Annotated in this window: 12 protein-coding genes and 1 riboswitch; of the genes, 10 read left to right on the forward strand and 2 right to left on the reverse strand. The window is 54.2% G+C overall.

Annotation, left to right across the window (positions count from 1 at the left end):
- The first annotated feature begins 99 nt into the window (after positions 1-99).
- From NST43_RS03260 to NST43_RS03280, 5 genes are all read left to right on the forward strand, one after another.
- Complete coding sequence (locus NST43_RS03260) at positions 100-954, forward strand: glycosyltransferase family 2 protein (RefSeq protein WP_209992109.1); 855 nt, start codon at positions 100-102, stop codon at positions 952-954.
- Complete coding sequence (locus tag NST43_RS03265; protein WP_339222521.1) at positions 941-2,131, forward strand: glycosyltransferase family 4 protein; 1,191 nt, start codon at positions 941-943, stop codon at positions 2,129-2,131. Before NST43_RS03260 ends, NST43_RS03265 begins: the two co-directional genes overlap by 14 nt.
- The gene (locus tag NST43_RS03270; RefSeq protein WP_339222523.1) at positions 2,128-3,267 is read left to right on the forward strand and encodes a glycosyltransferase family 4 protein; all 1,140 of its coding nucleotides are present in this window, start codon (positions 2,128-2,130) and stop codon (positions 3,265-3,267) included. The genes NST43_RS03265 and NST43_RS03270 overlap by 4 nt, the downstream gene beginning before the upstream one ends.
- Before the next feature lie 102 nt (positions 3,268-3,369).
- Complete coding sequence (locus tag NST43_RS03275; protein WP_209992106.1) at positions 3,370-4,470, forward strand: glycosyltransferase; 1,101 nt, start codon at positions 3,370-3,372, stop codon at positions 4,468-4,470.
- A 4-nt stretch (positions 4,471-4,474) separates the two neighbouring features.
- Complete coding sequence (locus NST43_RS03280; RefSeq protein WP_339222524.1) at positions 4,475-5,815, forward strand: UDP-glucose/GDP-mannose dehydrogenase family protein; 1,341 nt, start codon at positions 4,475-4,477, stop codon at positions 5,813-5,815.
- Between the two features lie 298 nt (positions 5,816-6,113).
- Here the strand turns inward: NST43_RS03280 and NST43_RS03285 are convergent, their stop codons facing one another.
- Positions 6,114-7,052, reverse strand: a complete 939-nt coding sequence (locus NST43_RS03285; RefSeq protein WP_339225308.1) for an IS3 family transposase — start codon at positions 7,050-7,052, stop codon at positions 6,114-6,116.
- Positions 7,034-7,372: a helix-turn-helix domain-containing protein gene (locus tag NST43_RS03290; RefSeq protein WP_039310863.1), complete on the reverse strand. Its 339-nt coding sequence runs from the start codon at positions 7,370-7,372 to the stop codon at positions 7,034-7,036. The genes NST43_RS03285 and NST43_RS03290 overlap by 19 nt, the downstream gene beginning before the upstream one ends.
- Positions 7,373-8,308: 936 nt before the next feature.
- On the opposite strand from NST43_RS03290, the gene NST43_RS03295 reads away from it, so the two are divergent.
- From NST43_RS03295 to NST43_RS03315, 5 genes are all read left to right on the forward strand, one after another.
- Positions 8,309-9,682, forward strand: a complete 1,374-nt coding sequence (locus NST43_RS03295; RefSeq protein WP_209992104.1) for a sugar phosphate nucleotidyltransferase — start codon at positions 8,309-8,311, stop codon at positions 9,680-9,682.
- A gap of 137 nt (positions 9,683-9,819) precedes the next feature.
- Positions 9,820-9,900: riboswitch (cyclic di-GMP riboswitch) on the forward strand.
- 14 nt (positions 9,901-9,914) lie between these two features.
- Positions 9,915-12,236, forward strand: a complete 2,322-nt coding sequence (locus NST43_RS03300) for a PA14 domain-containing protein (protein ID WP_339222526.1) — start codon at positions 9,915-9,917, stop codon at positions 12,234-12,236.
- A gap of 192 nt (positions 12,237-12,428) precedes the next feature.
- Entirely contained in the window at positions 12,429-13,955 is a 1,527-nt protein-coding gene (locus tag NST43_RS03305) for a glycosyl hydrolase (protein ID WP_339222527.1), read from the forward strand.
- 219 nt (positions 13,956-14,174) lie between these two features.
- Positions 14,175-16,727: a discoidin domain-containing protein gene (locus NST43_RS03310; protein WP_339225325.1), complete on the forward strand. Its 2,553-nt coding sequence runs from the start codon at positions 14,175-14,177 to the stop codon at positions 16,725-16,727.
- Between the two features lie 161 nt (positions 16,728-16,888).
- On the forward strand, positions 16,889-18,367 hold the full coding sequence (locus NST43_RS03315; RefSeq protein WP_339222528.1) for a potassium/proton antiporter: 1,479 nt from the start codon (positions 16,889-16,891) through the stop codon (positions 18,365-18,367).
- Positions 18,368-18,487 lie beyond the last annotated feature (120 nt).

Below are 18,487 nucleotides of genomic sequence, written 5' to 3' on the forward strand. Positions count from 1 at the left end.
CCAATCAAAGAAATCAGAGAACAACAGCGGCCGGAAGCCCAAACTTTTCTCGCAGCGACGACACACGCCGGACCCTACCAGGCAAAGGAGGATACCTTCATGGATTCAGTAACAAGCGTGCTTGGCGGCCGGGGCAGCTACCCGATCTCGGCAGTCATCATCGCCCAGGACGACGAAGTTCGAATCACCAAAGCCATTCAGTCCTGCCGGTTATTCGCCGATGAGGTGGTCGTAATCGACGGAGGAAGCAAAGACGGGACCGTAGGGCTATCCGAGAGCCTGGGATGCCGGGTGTATGTCAACCCCTGGCCCGGATATGCGAAGCAAAGGGAATTCGGAGTGGAACGTGCCATCCATGATTGGGTCTTCCTGATTGATACCGACGAAGTGGTCAGCGAGGAGCTGGCCCGGGATATCCTGGAGCGCAAGCCGGGACTGACCGATGCTACGGTGGCGTTCTCGCTGTACCGGATTGGTGATTTTCTCGGCAAATGGCTGGATAAAGGCGAATATCTGGTGCGGCTGTATAACCGCAAGGAATACGGTATCCGCAATTCTCTGGTCCATGAGATGCCCGAGGTGTCCGAGGAACGGACGGTGAAGCTGAACGGAACGCTGTGGCATCAAGGCTTCCGCAGCATCAACGATCATGTCGCCCGGTTCAACAAATACACCGATCTGGAAGCAGAGAGTGCGTTCGCCAGCGGCAAGCCGTTTAAGCTGAGTCATCTGCTGCTGCGTCCGCCGGCACGGTTCCTGCAGAAGTATTTCCTGCATGGCCTGTTCAAGAAAGGCATCTCGGGCTTTGCGGTATCCGTCTTCTGGGTGATGTATGAATTCATGGTCGGCTTCAAGCATTACGAATTGCACAGCGCAGGAAGGCTGGCCCGGCATAACGAAGCGGGCCAGGCCGAGAAGGAGAACAAGGGGGAGAGAAGCTATGTCGTACAATGACGGACTCAACATTATGACGACCGGCCTCAGCTGGCCCTCGTTACAGCCCGGAGGACTGAACACCTATTTCAAATCCGTGTGTGAGCAGCTGTCCTCACGGAATCAGGTGCATGCCCTGATCTGCAGCCAGGAGACGCCGGAGACCGCGAAGGAACTGATCATCCATAATGCCGGAGACCCGAAGGAGACGATCTGGAAGCGCAAGGATGCCTTTCAGCGCAAGGCGGCGTCCCTGATGGGGGATGGCAGCGGGAGGATTGATATCCTCTACACCCACTTCGCACCTTACGGCATCGGGCCTGCGATAGAAGCGAAGAAACGGGGAATTCCGGTGGTGATGACCTTCCACGGGCCCTGGAACGAAGAGATGAAGATTGAAGGTCAAGGCATCAAGCATAAGGTCAAGACAACGATTGCCAAATCGATAGAACATAAGGCTTACAAGCTGGCGGACAGATTCATTGTCCTCAGCGATTACTTCCGTAATATGCTGCACGAGCTGCACGGCGTACCGCTGCACAAGATTACCGTCATTCCGGGAGCGGCCAACGTGGAGCGGTTCATGCCGGCCACGAACCGGCTGGCGATCCGCCGGACGCTGAATCTGCCGGAAGGCGCAACCACGGTCCTGACGGTCCGGCGGCTGATGAACCGGATGGGGCTGCTGCAGCTGCTTGAAGCCTGGAAGCAGGTGAGCGAGCGGTTCCCGAACGCGATTCTGCTGATCGGGGGCAAGGGCCCGCTGCGCGGGGAGCTGGAAGAGAAAATAGCCGATTACGGGCTGGGCAACAAGGTCCGGCTGCTTGGCTACATTCCCGATCATGAGCTGGCTTCTTATTATCAGGCAGCGGATATGTTCGTCGTTCCTTCCCAGGCGCTGGAAGGCTTCGGCCTGATCACCGTTGAGGCTCTGGCCTCGGGGCTGCCGGTAATGGCGACTCCGGTCGGCGGCAACAAGGAGATTCTCCAGGGCTTCCGTCCGGAGCTGCTGTTCAAGAGTGCCGCCAGCGAAGATATGGCGGAAGGCATGATTCATATGCTGAGCAACCGCAAGCTGCTGCCCGGCCGGGATGAATGCCGGAATCATGTGCTGGAGAAGTACACCTGGCAGCATGTAGGCGATCAAGTGGAATCTGTGTTCCTCGAAACTTTGGGAAAGGGTGTGAGCGTAGGATGATCAAAGTCGCTTATATTGATCACACCGCCAAATGGAGCGGGGGAGAGGTCGCCTTGTTCAACATTCTCACCAATATCGGTGAGCAGATTGAACCGCTGGTTATCCTCGCAGAGGAAGGCGCGCTTGCTGAACGTCTGCGGGAGAAGGGCATAGACGTCCGTATCATCCCGCTGGATGAGAGCATCCGCAGCCGTGGCCGCAATGCCGTGAACCTCGGGGCTCCGGCGGCTGCGATGAAGCTGCTGGCGTATGGCCGCAAGCTGGCTCCGCTGCTGAAGGAAGAGAAGGTGGATTGTGTGCATACCAATTCCCTGAAATCAGCCTTTTACGGAGCCGTCGCTGCCAAAAAAGCAGGCGTGCCGCTGATCTGGCACATCCGCGATCACATCGGAGCACCTTATCTGAAGCCGGTTGTCGCCAAGGCGATCCGGCTGCTGTCACGCCTGCTGCCGAACGGGGTCATTGCCAATTCCCACTCCACGCTGAATGCGCTGGAGCTGCCGCGCTCGAAGAAGACACTGGTCGTCTACTCGGCCTTCGCCAAAGCCATCGGTGAAGGCATCGGTAAGCGGGACCAGAAGGACTTCAACGTCCTGCTGGTCGGACGGCTCGCCCACTGGAAGGGCCAGCATATTGTGCTGGAAGCCGCGAAGACCTTCAAGCATGACAGCCGCGTGAAGTTCTGGCTGGCCGGGGACGCGCTGTTCGGCGAAGAGGAATACAAACAGGGATTAATTCAGCAGATGCAGCAAGGGGACATCACCAATGTCAGCCTGCTGGGTCATGTGGATGATATACAAGGACTCATGAATAAAGCGGATTTACTGATTCATACGTCGATCACCCCTGAGCCGTTCGGCCAGGTTATCGTCGAAGGTATGGCGGCCGGACTGCCGGTGATCGCCTCCAATGAAGGCGGACCGGTGGAGATTGTGGTTCCTGGTGAGACGGGACTGCTGATCCAGCCTGGAGATGCTACTGTACTTGCAGATTCCATCACCTGGATGCTGAACCATCCCGAAGAGCGTAGACGCATGGCGGACAATGGAATGAGACGGGTGAAAGAGCATTTTGTCATCGAGAACACGGTCAAGGACATCGTCGCTTACTACAAAGGTCTGCTGGCTGTCACCTGATCCTCCCGCTCACGATAATGATTAAGGCTTGCATCACATCTGTTTCAGTCATGCGTTCACTGCTTGATGATGCTGCTCCAAAAAACTTTGAGGATGATTCACATGAAAATTGCGATAGCGCACGATTATTTAATCCAGATGGGCGGGGCGGAACGGGTGGTGGAGGTCTTTCATCACATGTACCCGGAAGCTCCGATCTTCACAACGGTTTTTAACGGAAGCCGCCTGACCGATAACCTCAAAGACGCGGATATCCGGGCCTCCTGGCTGCAGAACATTCCGGGAGTGAAGCGGAATTTCAAAGGTGTGCTGCCGCTCTACCCTATGGCTGTCCGCGATTTGGACTTCAGCGGGTATGATATCGTCCTTAGCTCCAGCAGTGCTTTTATGAAAAGCATCCAGGTGCCCGAGTCCACCTTCCATCTGTGCTACTGTCATACGCCGATGCGTTTCGCCTGGGATTATGACACGTACATGGAGCGGCAGTCGAATTCAGGATTGTTCAAAAGACTGCTGAAGGTGTATATGCAGCGGCTCAAGAGCTGGGACCAGCGCACCTCCAAAAATGTAAATCAGTTCGTCGCCAACTCTTCTGTCGTGAAAACGCGGATTCAGAATTATTACCACCGGGATTCCGATGTCATCTTCCCGCCGATCAATACAGCCCGCTTCAGCAGCTCCTCGAACATTGGAGATTATTATCTGATTGTCTCGCGGCTGGTCTCCTACAAGCGGATCGATCTGGCGGTGGAGGCGTTCAACCGTAACGGGCTTAAGCTGTATATTGTCGGGGACGGACCGGACAGGAAGCGTCTGGAAGGCATGGCTAAGGGGAATGTATCTTTTCTGGGCCGGCTGGAGGATGAGGAAGTTACAGGGCTGATGTCCCAGTGCCGGGCGTTTGTTTTCCCGGGGGAAGAGGATTTCGGTATCACGCCGCTGGAGGCGAATGCCGCTGGAAGACCGGTCATCGCCTATCAGGCCGGGGGAGCGCTGGACACGATTATTCCATACGTTAACGGCGTGTTTTTCCAGCACCAGGAAGTTGATGATTTGCTTAAGGCTATTGATGAGGTGGAGGCCTATGCGTGGGATATCGACCAGATTATGGGCCATGCACGCAAATTTGATGAGCAGGCGTTTATGGTTCAGTTCAAGCAGTATGTGGAACAGGCCTACGTCAATTTCCTAAAAGGAGGATGAAACTATGAAACTCGCAGTAATTGGTACCGGCTATGTAGGACTTGTATCAGGCGTCTGCTTCACCTTGAACGGGAATCATGTCATCTGTGTGGATAAGGATGAGGAGAAAATCAATAAGCTGAACCGGATGGAATCCCCCATCTATGAGCCGGGCATTGAGGCCTTGATCGAAATGAATCTGCGCGAGGGCCGGCTAAGCTTCTCGTCCGATCTTCAGGAGTCGGTCCGCCGCTCCGATATCGTTATTCTTGCAGTGGGTACTCCTTCACTTCCGGGCGGCGAAGCCGATCTGAGATACATTGAAGGGGCAGCAACCGAAATTGCCCACGCGATGGAGGGCTACAAGATCATCATGACCAAGTCGACGGTTCCCGTTGGCACCAATGAGCGAATCCGCAAGCTGATCGCCTCCCATACAAATCATCCCTTCGATATCGTCTCTGCCCCTGAATTCCTCCGCGAAGGCTCTGCGATCCGCGACACCCTTCATCCCGACCGGATCGTGATCGGACTGGATAATTCGGCGCTTGAGCCGACCATGCGCGAGCTTCATAAGGGCTTCACAGACAACGTATTCGTTACGGATATCCGCAGCGCCGAGATGATCAAGTATGCGTCCAACGCTTTTCTGGCGACGAAAATATCGTTCATTAACGAGATTGCCAACATTTGCGAAAAGGTAGGAGCTGATGTAACCGAGGTGGCAGAGGGGATGGGCATGGACCGGAGAATCGGATCTACCTTCCTGCAGGCCGGAATCGGCTATGGAGGCTCCTGTTTCCCGAAAGATACCAATGCGCTGATCCAGATCGCCGGCAATGTGGATTATGAGTTCAAGCTGCTCAAATCAGTCGTCGAGGTGAACAAAGGCCAGCGGTTCATGATCATCTCCAAGCTGCATGAATCGCTGGGCAGCCTGCGCGGCGCCGTAATCGGTATCTGGGGGCTTGCGTTCAAGCCTAATACCGATGATGTCCGCGAGGCACCGGCCCGGGAGATCGTCGAGGCGCTCGTCGCCGAGGGAGCAATTGTGAAGCTGTATGATCCTATTGCCGCGGACAACTTCCGTAAGGAATATGATCACCCGCAGCTCCGCTGGTGCGGACTGGCCGAAGAAGCCGCTGAAGGCAGCGACGCCGTCTGCCTGCTGACCGACTGGAGCCAGTTCAAGGAGATCAACCTGCACCAGCTGGCGGGAACCATGCGCCGCCAGGTGCTGATCGACGGCCGCAACGTCTATACCAAAGAGCAAATCGAAGGCACCGGCCTCGAGTACATCTCCGTCGGCCGCCCGCAGATGGGCGGGCTTAGCGGATTCTCCGCCAGCGTGGCTGGCGCGGTGTAGAGCGGCGATCCACTTGATGCATTACGCCGAAAGTGGGCTGCGCGGTGAAATGAGAGGGATAAATCCCATTAAATGCGCCGAAAGTGGGCTGGATGGCGAAATGAGAGGGATAAATCCCATTAAATGCGCCGAAAGTGGGCTGGACGGCGAAATGAGAGGGATAAATCCCATTAAATGCGCCGAAAGCGGGCTGGACGGCGAATTGAGTGGGATAAATCCCATTAAATGCGCCGAAACGGTTCGGCCCCCTAATTATGGAGACATTCTGCTAAAAACTCGTGTTTTCGCAGGATCTTGTTTACAGCTTTATTTCTATCGGTTTTAGCTTGCCTGCTTTCCATGCGGCGTGGTATTGCTTGGGGCTCATGCGCTGCAAACTGCCATGAAAACGGCGCTCGTTGTAAAAATTAATATAAACTGCGACCGCTTCATAGGCTTCTTCAAACGTTTCAAAGTACCTTTTCGTGTACAAATCTCTCTCCAAAATACTGTGAAACGACTCAATGTAGGCGTTCATATTCGGCGTTTTTGGAGGAATCCGCTCATGCTCCAGAGGACGCTGCGTTTCCGCACACAGCTCGCCAAAGACGTCGCTTAGGAATTGCGGGCCGTTATCGGAACGGATCACCGGTGAGGGATCTCCAGGCTGTAAACGTCGGCCCAGCGCCTCCCTTAACGTGGCACAGACTTGCTTCGCTGTACAGCTCGCGCCCACGTGGTAGCCGACGATACAGCGGTCAAACACATCAATCATATCAAAGATAAAAAAGAAGCGGTCGTAGCCATGAATGTATCCATATTTAATGTCAATCTGCCAGAGTTGGTTGGGGCCGGTGACCACTCGATTTCGCGCTAAACGTCGAGGGTATTTTAGGTTCCTCACCGGCTTTTTCTGAAGCAATCCGAGCTTCTTGCACAGCCGGTACGCCTTCTTGTGGTTGAGGATTAAGCCCTGCTGGACCGATAGGGCATACGCCAGGTTCCGGTAGCCATAGCCGTTCTCCTCGCCCTCTACCAGCTCACTCAGCCACTCCTCGATCTGTAGGTCACTGACCCGCAGACCGCCGGTAGTGAGGGAATAGGCGGGGATCGGACGACCCGAAGTCACGACCGCATCCGGGGCACTCCAAAGCCCCAGGAAACGTTTTTTATGCGCATAATAGGTGGAAGGTTGAACCTCCACGATACGTAGAACCAGTGTAGCCGAATAACCCCGCTTTATCGCTTCGTCGGCCAGTTCGAGTTTGTCTTGTAAGCGGGGTTGGCTTTTTTTAAGAGTTCACGCAGCAGTTCGATTTCCAGATCCTTTTCACCCAATAACTTAATGGCCGTCTCCATCTTCGTCTCCAGATCTTGGACACGCTCCGCATCTTCAATCCGTTCTTGGACGGACGGAGTGGCCTCTTCTCCAAATCGTTCTTTGTAGAACTTCACCCAATTGGCAATGGTGCTGGGAGAGACGGAATACTTTCGGGCCAGGAAGGAAACCTTGGTTCCATTGATCGCTTCTTGGGCTACTTTGATCCGCTGTTCGTCATACAACTTGTTGCTTCTCATCGGCTCCACTCCCTCTTCTTAGTGTACCTCTTACATGTCAAGGTCTCCACTTTGATTAGGGGGCTTAAGAGGAAAGCGGGATGGATGGCGAAATGAGAGGGATAAATCCCATTAAATGCGCCGAAAGTGGGCCGCACGGCGAATGAGAGGGATAAATCCCATTAAATGCGCCGGAAGTGGGCTGTACGTTGAAATGAAGAGTATAAGTACCCTTGATTTATCGGATGATGGCCGAATGGAGCAAATGAGGAGCACAAATGCCCCTGATTTCCCGAATTCGAGCCAAATGGAGTAATTGAAGAGCACAAGTGCACCTGATTTCTTGAGTGCGGGCCAAATGGAGTAACTGAGGAGCATTAGTGCCCCTTTTTTAACTAACTAGCTTCTGCCGCCGCGAACTTGTGCGGCGAGCCCTTGGCACAAGAGTCTTGAATCCCGATCTTGAATCCCATTGTCTTGGATTCTATTGCCCATACTCTTGTTCTCTCCAGCCGCTAACTCAGCGGCGACGCCTTGGAACAAGCGGCACTTAAGAGTCTTTGAGCCTTTGAATTTTTCTCCGCCGCAACAGTAGGCGGCAACCAGGGATTCAACTGCTGCCGCGCAAGCATAGCGCGGCAGCCCGGCCCCCCTTGCCGCTACAACAAGCGGCAATATCGGATCTTTAGCCGGGAGCTTCGCCTGCGGGCGAAGCGGATGTAAAAGCACAGCCTGTTATGAAATGGAGCGGAGAGGAATTTTGGAGCTGTAGGAGCGTTAGCGTCCGCCTTTGTATTTGGATTTCTACCGCGAGGAGCGGTTCTAATCAGGAAATCCAAATACAACAGCGGCCGTAAGCCCAAAATTACTTGCAGCGACCCTCATAACAGGCGGGATTTTAACTCACAGCTCCGCAACAAGAAATACCCAATAACAATACGATATGGAGGGTTCACTATGAAACTAGTACTTCTATCAGGCGGCTCCGGCAAGCGGCTCTGGCCGTTGTCCAATGATTCACGCTCTAAGCAATTTCTGAAGGTACTGGAAAGCCCGGCAGGTGAACCGGAATCGATGGTACAACGGGTATGGAGACAGCTGGAGGAGAACGGCATGGCAGGGTCCTCTTATCTGGCGACCGGACGCAGCCAGGTGGAGATGATCCAGAGCCAGCTCGGCAGCGAGGTGCCGATCATCGTGGAGCCGGAGCGGCGGGATACCTTCCCGGCCATTGCGCTGACGGCGGCCTATCTGTATTCCATCGCGGGGGTGTCCCCAAGCGAGACCGTGGCGATTCTGCCGGTGGACCCATACGTGGAATCCTCCTTTTTCGAAACGGTGCTGCAGCTGGAGAACACCATGCTGGTGAGCGGGGCGAACCTGGCGCTGATGGGCGTAGTTCCCGAGCATGCTTCGGAGAAATACGGCTACATCATTCCAACGGGCGCCGATGCGGGAGCCAATGGTTACCTGCAGGTCAGCCACTTCCAGGAGAAGCCGGACCGCGTGCAGGCCGAGGAGCTGATCAGCCAGGGCGCGCTCTGGAACTGCGGAGTGTTCGCCTTCCGTCTGGGTTACCTGCTGGATATCCTGCAGCGCAAAGGGCTGCCGCTGAATTACGAAGAGCTGCAGAAGCAGTATAAGCTACTGTCCTCGATCAGCTTTGATTACGAAGTGGTGGAGAAAGAGGAGAACATCGTCGTACAGCCATACGCCGGATTCTGGAAGGACCTGGGTACCTGGAACACCCTGACCGAGGAAATGACCAGCAACCATGTCGGCAAAGGCTTTGTGACCGCTGACTCCGAGGGCACCTGCCTCATTAACGAGCTGGATATTCCGATTACGGTAATCGGGGCGAAGGATCTGATTATCGCCGCCAGCCCGGACGGCATTCTGGTGACGCACAAGACTGAGAGTCCGCGGATCAAGGAAGTGCTGAAGTCTTTTGAACAAAGACCGATGTACGAGGAGCGCCGCTGGGGTCACTACAAGGTGATTGACTATGTGAAATATGACGAGGGCAACGAGGTGCTGACCAAGCGGATTTTCATCAATGAAGGTAAAAATATCAGCTATCAGCTGCATCACAAACGCAGTGAAATCTGGACCTTCATCAGCGGAGAAGCCAGCATTGTCATCAATGAGAAGATGCATACGGTGAAGGCGGGAGATGTGGTGCGGATACCGGAAGGAACCAAGCATGCCATTCTTGCTCTTACCGATGTGGAGTTCATTGAGGTGCAGACGGGGTCGGAGCTCGTAGAGGAGGATAACATTCGTATTACTCTGGACTGGGAGGATATAGCTCTACATCAGTTCATTTCGTAGGTCTAACTTATCTATTTAACCAAATGTTACAATTTCAAATCAGGCATTAAGAACTATTTTTTGGGATAATTTCGACATTACTATACATTAAATTTGCATAGAGACGATACTTAAGGTAAGAGGGATTGATCCTTCCAAAACGACAATGGCAAACCTAATCGAAAGATAGGGACGCAAAGCTATAGGGCCTTCGCAAGAGTGGCAGCCTGGCTACCGAAAGGAAGAGAATATTGTGAAAACTTACCGTAAGTCTCGTTTGTTCTGCGCTGTGTTGTCGCTGGCCGTGGTATTGTCTGCTGTACCCGTGGGACTGGGAATCGCCCCTTCCACCGTCAAGGCTGCCTCCTCGGAAGGAGGGCCAGTGAACCCTAATGCCTCCCCTGAGGCGGTCAAGCTGCTGAACAATCTGTATGATATCTCGGGAAATGGAATCATTACAGGCCAGCATGACTATTTCGAGAGTCCTGATGAGCTGAGCAACAAGCTGAAGGGAACAAGCGGACAATACGCAGCACTACATGGTTATGAGCTTGGAGCCATCGGTGGACAGAGTGAGAGCGGAGTAGCTGCACAACGCAAAAACATCGTCTGGAGTGCGACGAACTGGTCCAGAGCGGGCGGAATTGTCGCCATGACCTTCCACCAGAACCTGCCGGGCACCAAGCACGAATGGTCCAATGTGCAGAAGTCAATCACCCAAGCGCAATTCAACAAATACGTAACCCCCGGCACTACAGAGTATAATGCGCTGATCACTGATCTGGATAAAGTAGCTGTCTCTCTGAAAAGCCTGCGGGATGCTAAGGTTCCGATCCTCTGGAGACCGTACCATGAAATGAACGGCGGCTGGTTCTGGTGGGGCAAGAAAGACAACTTCACTGCACTATGGAATATTATGTATGACCGGTTCGTGAACGTTCATCAGTTAAATAATCTGATTTGGGTATGGAACCCGAATGCGCCGAATGCCAACTCTGATCCCTATGCACGGACCTATCCGGGCGCGGACAGAGTGGATGTGCTGGCAGCAGATATATATAATAACGACTACTCGAATAAATATCATGATGATCTGACCAGCCTGGCTGGCGGCAAACCGATCGGCATCGGCGAGAACGGCGAAATGCCGAACATCTCGAAGCTGAAGCTGACCCAGCAGAATTATGTGTTCATGATGAACTGGGGCAAGATGCTCTATGAGAATAACAGCACGGCGACGATCAAGAATTTCATGAATGACAGCTACACACTAACCCGTGACCAATATAAGGCCTGGTCTGCTCCGGCGGCGGCTCCTAAGCCAACCGCAACGCCGACGCCTACAGCAACCGCAACCCCAACACCGACGCCAACAGTAACGCCGACACCAACCGCAACACCAATGCCAATTCCGACACCAACCGTTGCGCCGATCCAGAAGCCGGTCCCAACCTCCGGTGAGACGGAGAATAAGCCTGCTCAGAATGGCTTGCTTGGAGAATACTTCAAGAACATGACGCTCTCGGGGACGCCGGTTATGGTACGTAATGACGACGTCATCAGCTTCAATTGGCGTCAGGGTACGCCTAATGCTGCACTCGGCATAGACTACTTCTCGATCCGCTGGAGCGGCCAGATTAAGCCGGCTTACAGTGAGACCTATCAGTTCTATACTACATCGGATGACGGTATCCGCTTATGGGTGAACGGCACAGCCGTCATTGACAGCTGGGTGAAGCAGAGTGGAACTGCCCGCACAGGCAGCATACCCTTGACTGCCGGGCAACTGTACGATATCAAGGTAGAGTATTACGAGAATGCAGGCGATGCGAATGTCCATCTGATGTGGCAGAGCCCCAGCCAGGTGAAGGGAACCGTACCAGCAAGTGCGCTTTTCTCAACAATTAACACATCCATACCTGCTCCGGCTGCAACAGCAGTACCGACTCCGGTACCAGCAGCGACAGCAGCGCAAGTTCCGACAGCAACGCCGGCACCAGTAACGACACCAATGCCAATACCAACACTGACGCCAGTACCGACACCAACGCCAACACCGGTGCCTACGCCAACAGCAGCCCCTGTTCCCGTCCCTTCCCCTACAGCAACGCCGGCGGATCTGCCGGTAGAAGTCCCTGCTGCCAATGGACTGTACGCGGAATACTTCAATAACATGACGCTATCGGGCGAACCCGCTGTAGTGCGTACCGATGCTGTGCTTGATTTCAACTGGCGCCAAGGTTCGCCGGATGCCACCGTCGGCATAGACTTCTTCTCTGTCCGCTGGAGCGGGAAGATTAAGCCGCTGTACACGGAGACTTATCAGATCTATACCACTTCTGATGACGGTATCCGCGTACGGGTGAACGGTGAGCTTGTGATTGACAGCTGGGTGAAGCAGAGCGGCACCGAACGCATGGGCAGCATCAGCCTGACCGCAGGCGAGCTGTATGATATTCAGGTAGAGTATTATGAGAATCAAGGGGATGCAAAAGCGCGGCTGATGTGGCAGAGTCCGAGCCAGGCCAAAGGTACCGTTCCGGCAAGCGCGTTGTTCCTCCCGTCCGCTTCTTAAGCTCATAAGGTCCGCAGCTGTGTTCATCATTGGCGCTGTTACTGGTTAAGACGTTACAATTATAAATCCTGTAAGCCACTCTTAATGGCTCTGCTTACCAGCAGGGCTACTAAGCTATAGAAAGGCAGACAGTCCGGTAGGCGCAGCCTCCGGGGCCCTGCCGGAGAGTGTGGCTGGAGAAAGGAGATTACATTGAACACTTACCGTAAGTACAGGCTATATACAACTATTTTTCCTCTGATCCTTATCCTATCATTACTTCCATGGGGGGAAGGGCGCAGTCTGCCCGCAGCCGCCAAGGTTACGGCACCTGCCGCCCCCGCTTCCATCAACAAGCCCATTAATCCATTGGCCTCCAAGGAGGCTTCCGCACTGTTAAGCTATCTCAGTGATCTCAGTGGCAAGGGGATGATATCCGGCCAGCATGATTACCTGGAGAGCCCCGATGAATTCAATAATAAGCTCCGCACAACAAGCGGCCGCTATGCCGTTCTGCATGGCTATGAGCTGGGAGCCATAGGCAACCAGTCCAAGGAGACCATCGCCAGGCAGCGTCAGGCTGTCGTGGACAGCGCCATCCGGTGGCATGAGGGCGGCGGAATTGTCGCCATGACCTTCCATCAGAATCTGCCGGGAACCGCGCCGGTATGGACCAATGTGCAGAAGCCGCTTAGCCAGAGTCAATTCAAGCTGTATGTCACTCCCGGAACGCCGCAGTACAAAGCCCTGGTTGCCGAGCTGGATGACGTATCCAAATATCTGGGCGAACTGCGCGATGCCGGAGTTCCGGTGTTATGGCGGCCCTATCATGAAATGAACGGCGGATGGTTCTGGTGGGGGCAGAAGGATGAGTTCGCCAGGCTCTGGGATCTTGTGTATGACCGCATGGTGAATACACATAAGCTGAACAATCTGCTGTGGGTGTGGAATCCGAATGCCCCCAACAAGTCGTCGGAGCCTTACTCTGCTTATTTTCCCGGCACTGCCAAGGTAGATATTCTGGCCGCCGACATTTATGATAATGATTTCAAGCAGTCTTATTATGACAGCCTCCTGAAGCTGGCGGGCAGCAAACCGATCGGAATCGGGGAGAGCGGAGAGCTTCCAGACCCTGTCATCATGTCTCAACAACAAAGCAAATGGGTATATACGATGACATGGGGCAAGATGCTGGTTGAGAATAACCCGCCCGTGAAAATTCAAAGCTTCATGAACCATAAATACACCGTATCCCGGGAGGATTACAAGCTTGCGGTGGGTACCAAAACCCATGCTGCGGCTGTAATAAGCTCAAGGAACGGCCTGAGAGGTCAGTATTATGGCAATATGGATCTGTCCGGCACACCGCTGCTTACCCGTAATGACAGCACCATTCAATTCAACTGGCATGGCAATGCACCGGCCTCCGGCCTGCCCAAGGATTCGTTCTCGGTACGCTGGACCGGGACTCTTAAGCCTCTCTACAGTGAAAAGTACACGTTCACCGCTTCTTCCGATGACGGCATCCGCGTATGGATCGGCGGCAAGCTCCTGATCGACAGCTGGAAGAATCAGAGCAGTGCCAGCAGGGAGGGCAGTATCACGCTTTCTGCGAATACCCCCTACGCTATCAAGGTAGAGTATTACGAGAACCGCGGGGATGCCAGCGTCAGTCTGATGTGGAAAAGCCAGAGTCAGAAGCAGATGATTATTCCCCAGAGTGCGCTGACGCTTCCTTAAGGAAGCCTTACAGAAGACGAAGCGTAACGTAAGTCCGGTACAGAACAGAACAGCACAGAACCCCCGGAAGAAAGCGAGGACAAGGGAATGAGGACTAGAGTTCAAAAGAAACCCAGTAAATATCTCCACAGGCTACTAAAATTTGCAGCACTGATCATCTTGATTCTGTTGTCCGTCTCTGTCTTCGGAGATTACGGGACGAAGGACGGTGAAGCGGATGTGGATCTGTCTTCATTGTCAGCGGCCAAGGATGCCGGTCCTGAGATGCCGGAAGGAACTGTTCTATGGAAGCTTGGCAAGCATGACGGCTCTGCCGCTGAGTTCAAGGCGGCAGGGTCAAGCGGGGTGAAGAAGACGCTCAGCATGGCTTCATCCACTGCCAGGTCGGCAGAACTGAAGTCGCTGCCCTCCGGCCTGCACGGGGAGACCAACCCGGAGCTGCGGATTCAGTATGAGCTGGATAAGATCCCGGAGCACGGGGTCTTATTTCGCGTCAGCATTATCGATGCCTACAAATCCGTACCCCAGATGAGCGTATTCTCCAACCGTCAGCTCTCAGGCATTATCCAGATTGCCGGGATTGCCGGAACAGGCAGTAAGTACGACTTCCGCAAAACCTATGAGCTGTACATTCCCAAAGAGCAGCTCATCAGCGGCACCAACGAGTTGACGCTGCGGACGGCCAGGGGAATCTATTCCTCAGAGGCTGAGGATAAGTACAACTGGTGGACATGGGATAATCTCAGTCTGGAGGCGCTGAAGTCTCCGATTAAGGAGCCGATTCACGGCAGCTATACGCTGACCGGGACGGTGGTGAATAACAAGCAGTTTTATTTTGACGAGGGTGCAGTTACGCATCTGCCCTATATTATGAAGTGGCTGGGCGTAGCCTATAGCGGCAATATCATGCGGACCAGTTGTGCCAGCGATGTGGGCCGCTCGTGTGAGAATATGGAGGAGTACTACAAGGTCCTGAAGGATTACAATATGCAGGCCGTAGCGCTCTATCTGTACACCGGCGATATCAAGCTGAAGGCGGACGGATCGCTGCCCGAGGATGCCGAGAAGAAGCTGACGGAATATTTCCAGAAGTACAGCCCATACTTCCAGTATTACGAGGTGGATAACGAACCGGGCCTGTTCAACCGATCCAAAGCGGTCAATCTGGCCATAGCCGAGTGGCTGAACAGCAAGGGTAAGACGATCGCACCGCATCTGCAGACGGTTGCACCCGGATGGGCCTACTGGCCGGGCTACAGCGAAGACTCGTGCGGCAATCAGAAGGGGGCGACTAAGCAGTGCGGAGACCCGGACGGCTGGGAACGCGACCCGAAGCAGCGCGATGAGCTTGAAGCGGTAACGGATCTGACGAATGGCCATTCTTATGGGGATTCCTATATTTTCGGACAGGGCGGGAGCTTCACGGAGAACCTGAAGACCTTCGGGGGCTCGGTAGACGGCCTTAGCAAAAAAATGCTCGCCACCGAGTTCGGCACCTCAGACTCCCATTTGGACGCCTATCAATATGGGGCCACGGAGCGGACCTCGGCGGTGTTCGACCGGATTATGCGGGCGCATCTCGGCTATGCCGATATGTTCGTGCAGCATGCCGCCTTCTTCAAGAATTTCAGCCTGTTCAAATACGGATTCAATCTGGAGGACCATGATCCGGCCACTACAGAGATTTACTACACCAAGGAAGGCGAAGAATCCCGCGTCAGTATCATGCGCAGGCTGGATCTGGCTTATGCTACACACGGCGCTCCGCTGACCTACCAGATCAGCAATAAGGAGGAGCTGAAGGATAAGCTGGTCTACGTAAGAGCAGTGGACACCTCCACGCTTGAGCCGCTGGCGGGCACCAAGGCAACGTCCAACAAGGTGCTGGTGAATGTCGTCAATTTCGAGCGGACCGAGCAGACCGTCAAGTTCAAGGTCACTATGCCGAAGAAGAAGGAGTACGAAGGAGAACGGTTCGGCAAAGGTGATACTTATGAAGAGGCGCGCAGTTATGTATCCGGCAGAGCCGCTTCGCCGGAGCTGGAATTCACAGAGACGCTGGCCCCGGGAGAAGGCGTGCAGTATATCCTGGAGCCTTCCTCCGAGGTGGCGGATGTAGCGCCGCAAGGCCTGAAGGCGACTGCCGTCAAGGGATTATCGATGCAGCTGAACTGGCTGGAAGCCCCCGGAGCAAGCTATGAAGTGCTCCGGGCGGACGGCCCGGAGGAGAAGCTGAAGGTCATCGCCACAGCAGTGAAGGGAACGGAGTACCAGGACAGCAAGCTGAAGGAAGGAACACTTTATACTTATGCTGTAAGAGTGTCCGGCTCTGGCGTAATGTCAGAGCAGACACAGATTACAGCAACCGGACTTGTCCCGCTGGACCGGGCAGGCTGGAAGGTGACGTCCAGTGTAAATAAGGAGGCTTCCAATCCGGCAGGTGCTATTGACGGAGACCGGCGGACCCGCTGGGATACGGTCAAGCATCAGGCTTCGGGGGAGTACTTCCAGATTGATCTGGGCGCAGCACATACGGTAGAAGCTATAGATATGGATTATCCTTTGTCGCCATACGACTATCCGCGCGGCTACACTGTCCAGGTATCGGATGATGCCAAGAGCTGGAGACAGGTCGCAGCGGGCAAAGGACAGCTGGAGAAGACCAAAATTAGTTTCACCCCGGTCAAGACCCGGCATATCAAGATTACCCAGACCGGCTCCGGCGGCAATTATTGGTCTATTCAGGAGCTGCAGGTGTATTCAAGAGAATGAAGGACGGCATAATAACCTCCGTGGAATTCAGCCCACCGGGGTTTTTTTCTGTCCGGATATGAAGCATATAATTTCTTATCTTTGAATCATAAACATACTATAAATACAAATACATGGGGCCAAGGCGGATACCCGGCTCCGGGAAAGGTGTGAACCGGTTCATGACTCATCTTGCAGATCAAATCATCCTGCTGCTGGCGGCTTTGCTGCTAATCGCCGTGCTTTCCACCAAATTCTCCACCCGTTTTGGCATGCCCGCACTGGTCCTGTTTATTGCAGCCGGTATGGTACTCAGTCATTTCATTTATTTCAACAATGCTTCGCTCACGCAAATTGCCGGTATTTTTGCCCTGGTGGTCATTCTGTTTGAGGGCGGCATGCAGACGAGCATGAAGGATATCCGCCCGATTCTGAAACCGGCGTTGTCACTGGCTACACTCGGAGTACTGCTGACTACAGTCATCGTCGGTATTTTCGCAAAATTTATACTCGGTGTGCCCTGGGCGGAGAGCTTCCTCTTCGGGGCCATTGTCGGCTCCACAGATGCGGCGGCGGTATTCTCCGTGCTGGGCGGCAAAAATATCGACAAACGGCTGACCTCAACGCTTGAAGCCGAATCCGGCAGCAATGATCCGATGGCTGTATTCCTTACTGTGTCGCTGATTGAATGGGTGCAGCATCCCGATACCGCAGTATGGAGCCTGGTGCTGTCGTTCTTCTGGGAGATGGGGGTAGGACTGCTGGTCGGGATCGTTATCGGCAAACTGGCAGTGTATTTGATCAACCGGATTAATCTGGACTCCACCGGGCTGTATCCGGTCATGGCGGTCGGCTTCGCAGTTCTGACTTACGGGGTCTCGGCTATGGTACACAGCAGCGGCCTGCTTGCCGTCTATGTCATGGGGCTGGTGCTGGGGAATTCCGAGCTGATGTACCACCGCACCATTATGAACTTCAATCATGGCTTTGCCTGGATGATGCAGATTGCCATGTTCATTCTGCTCGGGATGCTGGTCTTTCCGCAAGAGCTGGCGGCTGTTGCCTGGCAGGGGCTGCTGCTGTCGGTCATCCTGATGGTTATAGCCAGGCCGCTCGGCGTATTCCTTAGCCTGCTCTTGTCCCGGTTCTCCTTCCGTGAAAAGACACTGATCTCCTGGGCCGGGCTCCGGGGAGCCGTCCCGATTGTCCTGGCGACCTACCCGCTGCTCGCGGGGCTTCCCCAGGGCAGGCTGTTCTTCAATGTCGTATTCTTCGTTGTCCTGACCTCGGCAGTGATTCAGGGGACAACCATTTCGCCCCTGGCCTCACGGCTGAGGCTGGTGGGCCGGGAGCCTGTGTCCCAGCCCTCCTTGATGGAGCTGGTAGCGCTCGGGAAGACCGATTCTGAATTCAACCACATCGGAATCGAGCGGCACATGCCGATCGCCGGGAGGCAGATTGCCGAGATCGGCCTGCCGGACGATATTCTGTTCACGGCAATTATACGGAACAAAGCAATCGTGACGCCGCATGGCAGCACGGTTATTGAGCCCGGAGATACGGTATATGTGCTTAGCCCCAAGAGCAAGCGGGAGGAGATGCGTGCCATCTTCCGCAGCGGACAGGGACGGGCGGCAGAGACGGATATCCCTTCCGTATAAGGGACATCCTACGGGAGAATGTTAGCTTCTCCGGTTCAGGTGATTTATGTCAATCCAATGTGCTTTTGCAGAATTGTGACTCAAATTATAGGATAACCTCCCGGAGTAATGCTAGAATGT

This window comes from Paenibacillus sp. FSL H8-0332 (genome assembly GCF_037963835.1).
GTDB lineage: Bacteria > Bacillota > Bacilli > Paenibacillales > Paenibacillaceae > Paenibacillus_AQ > Paenibacillus_AQ rhizoplanae.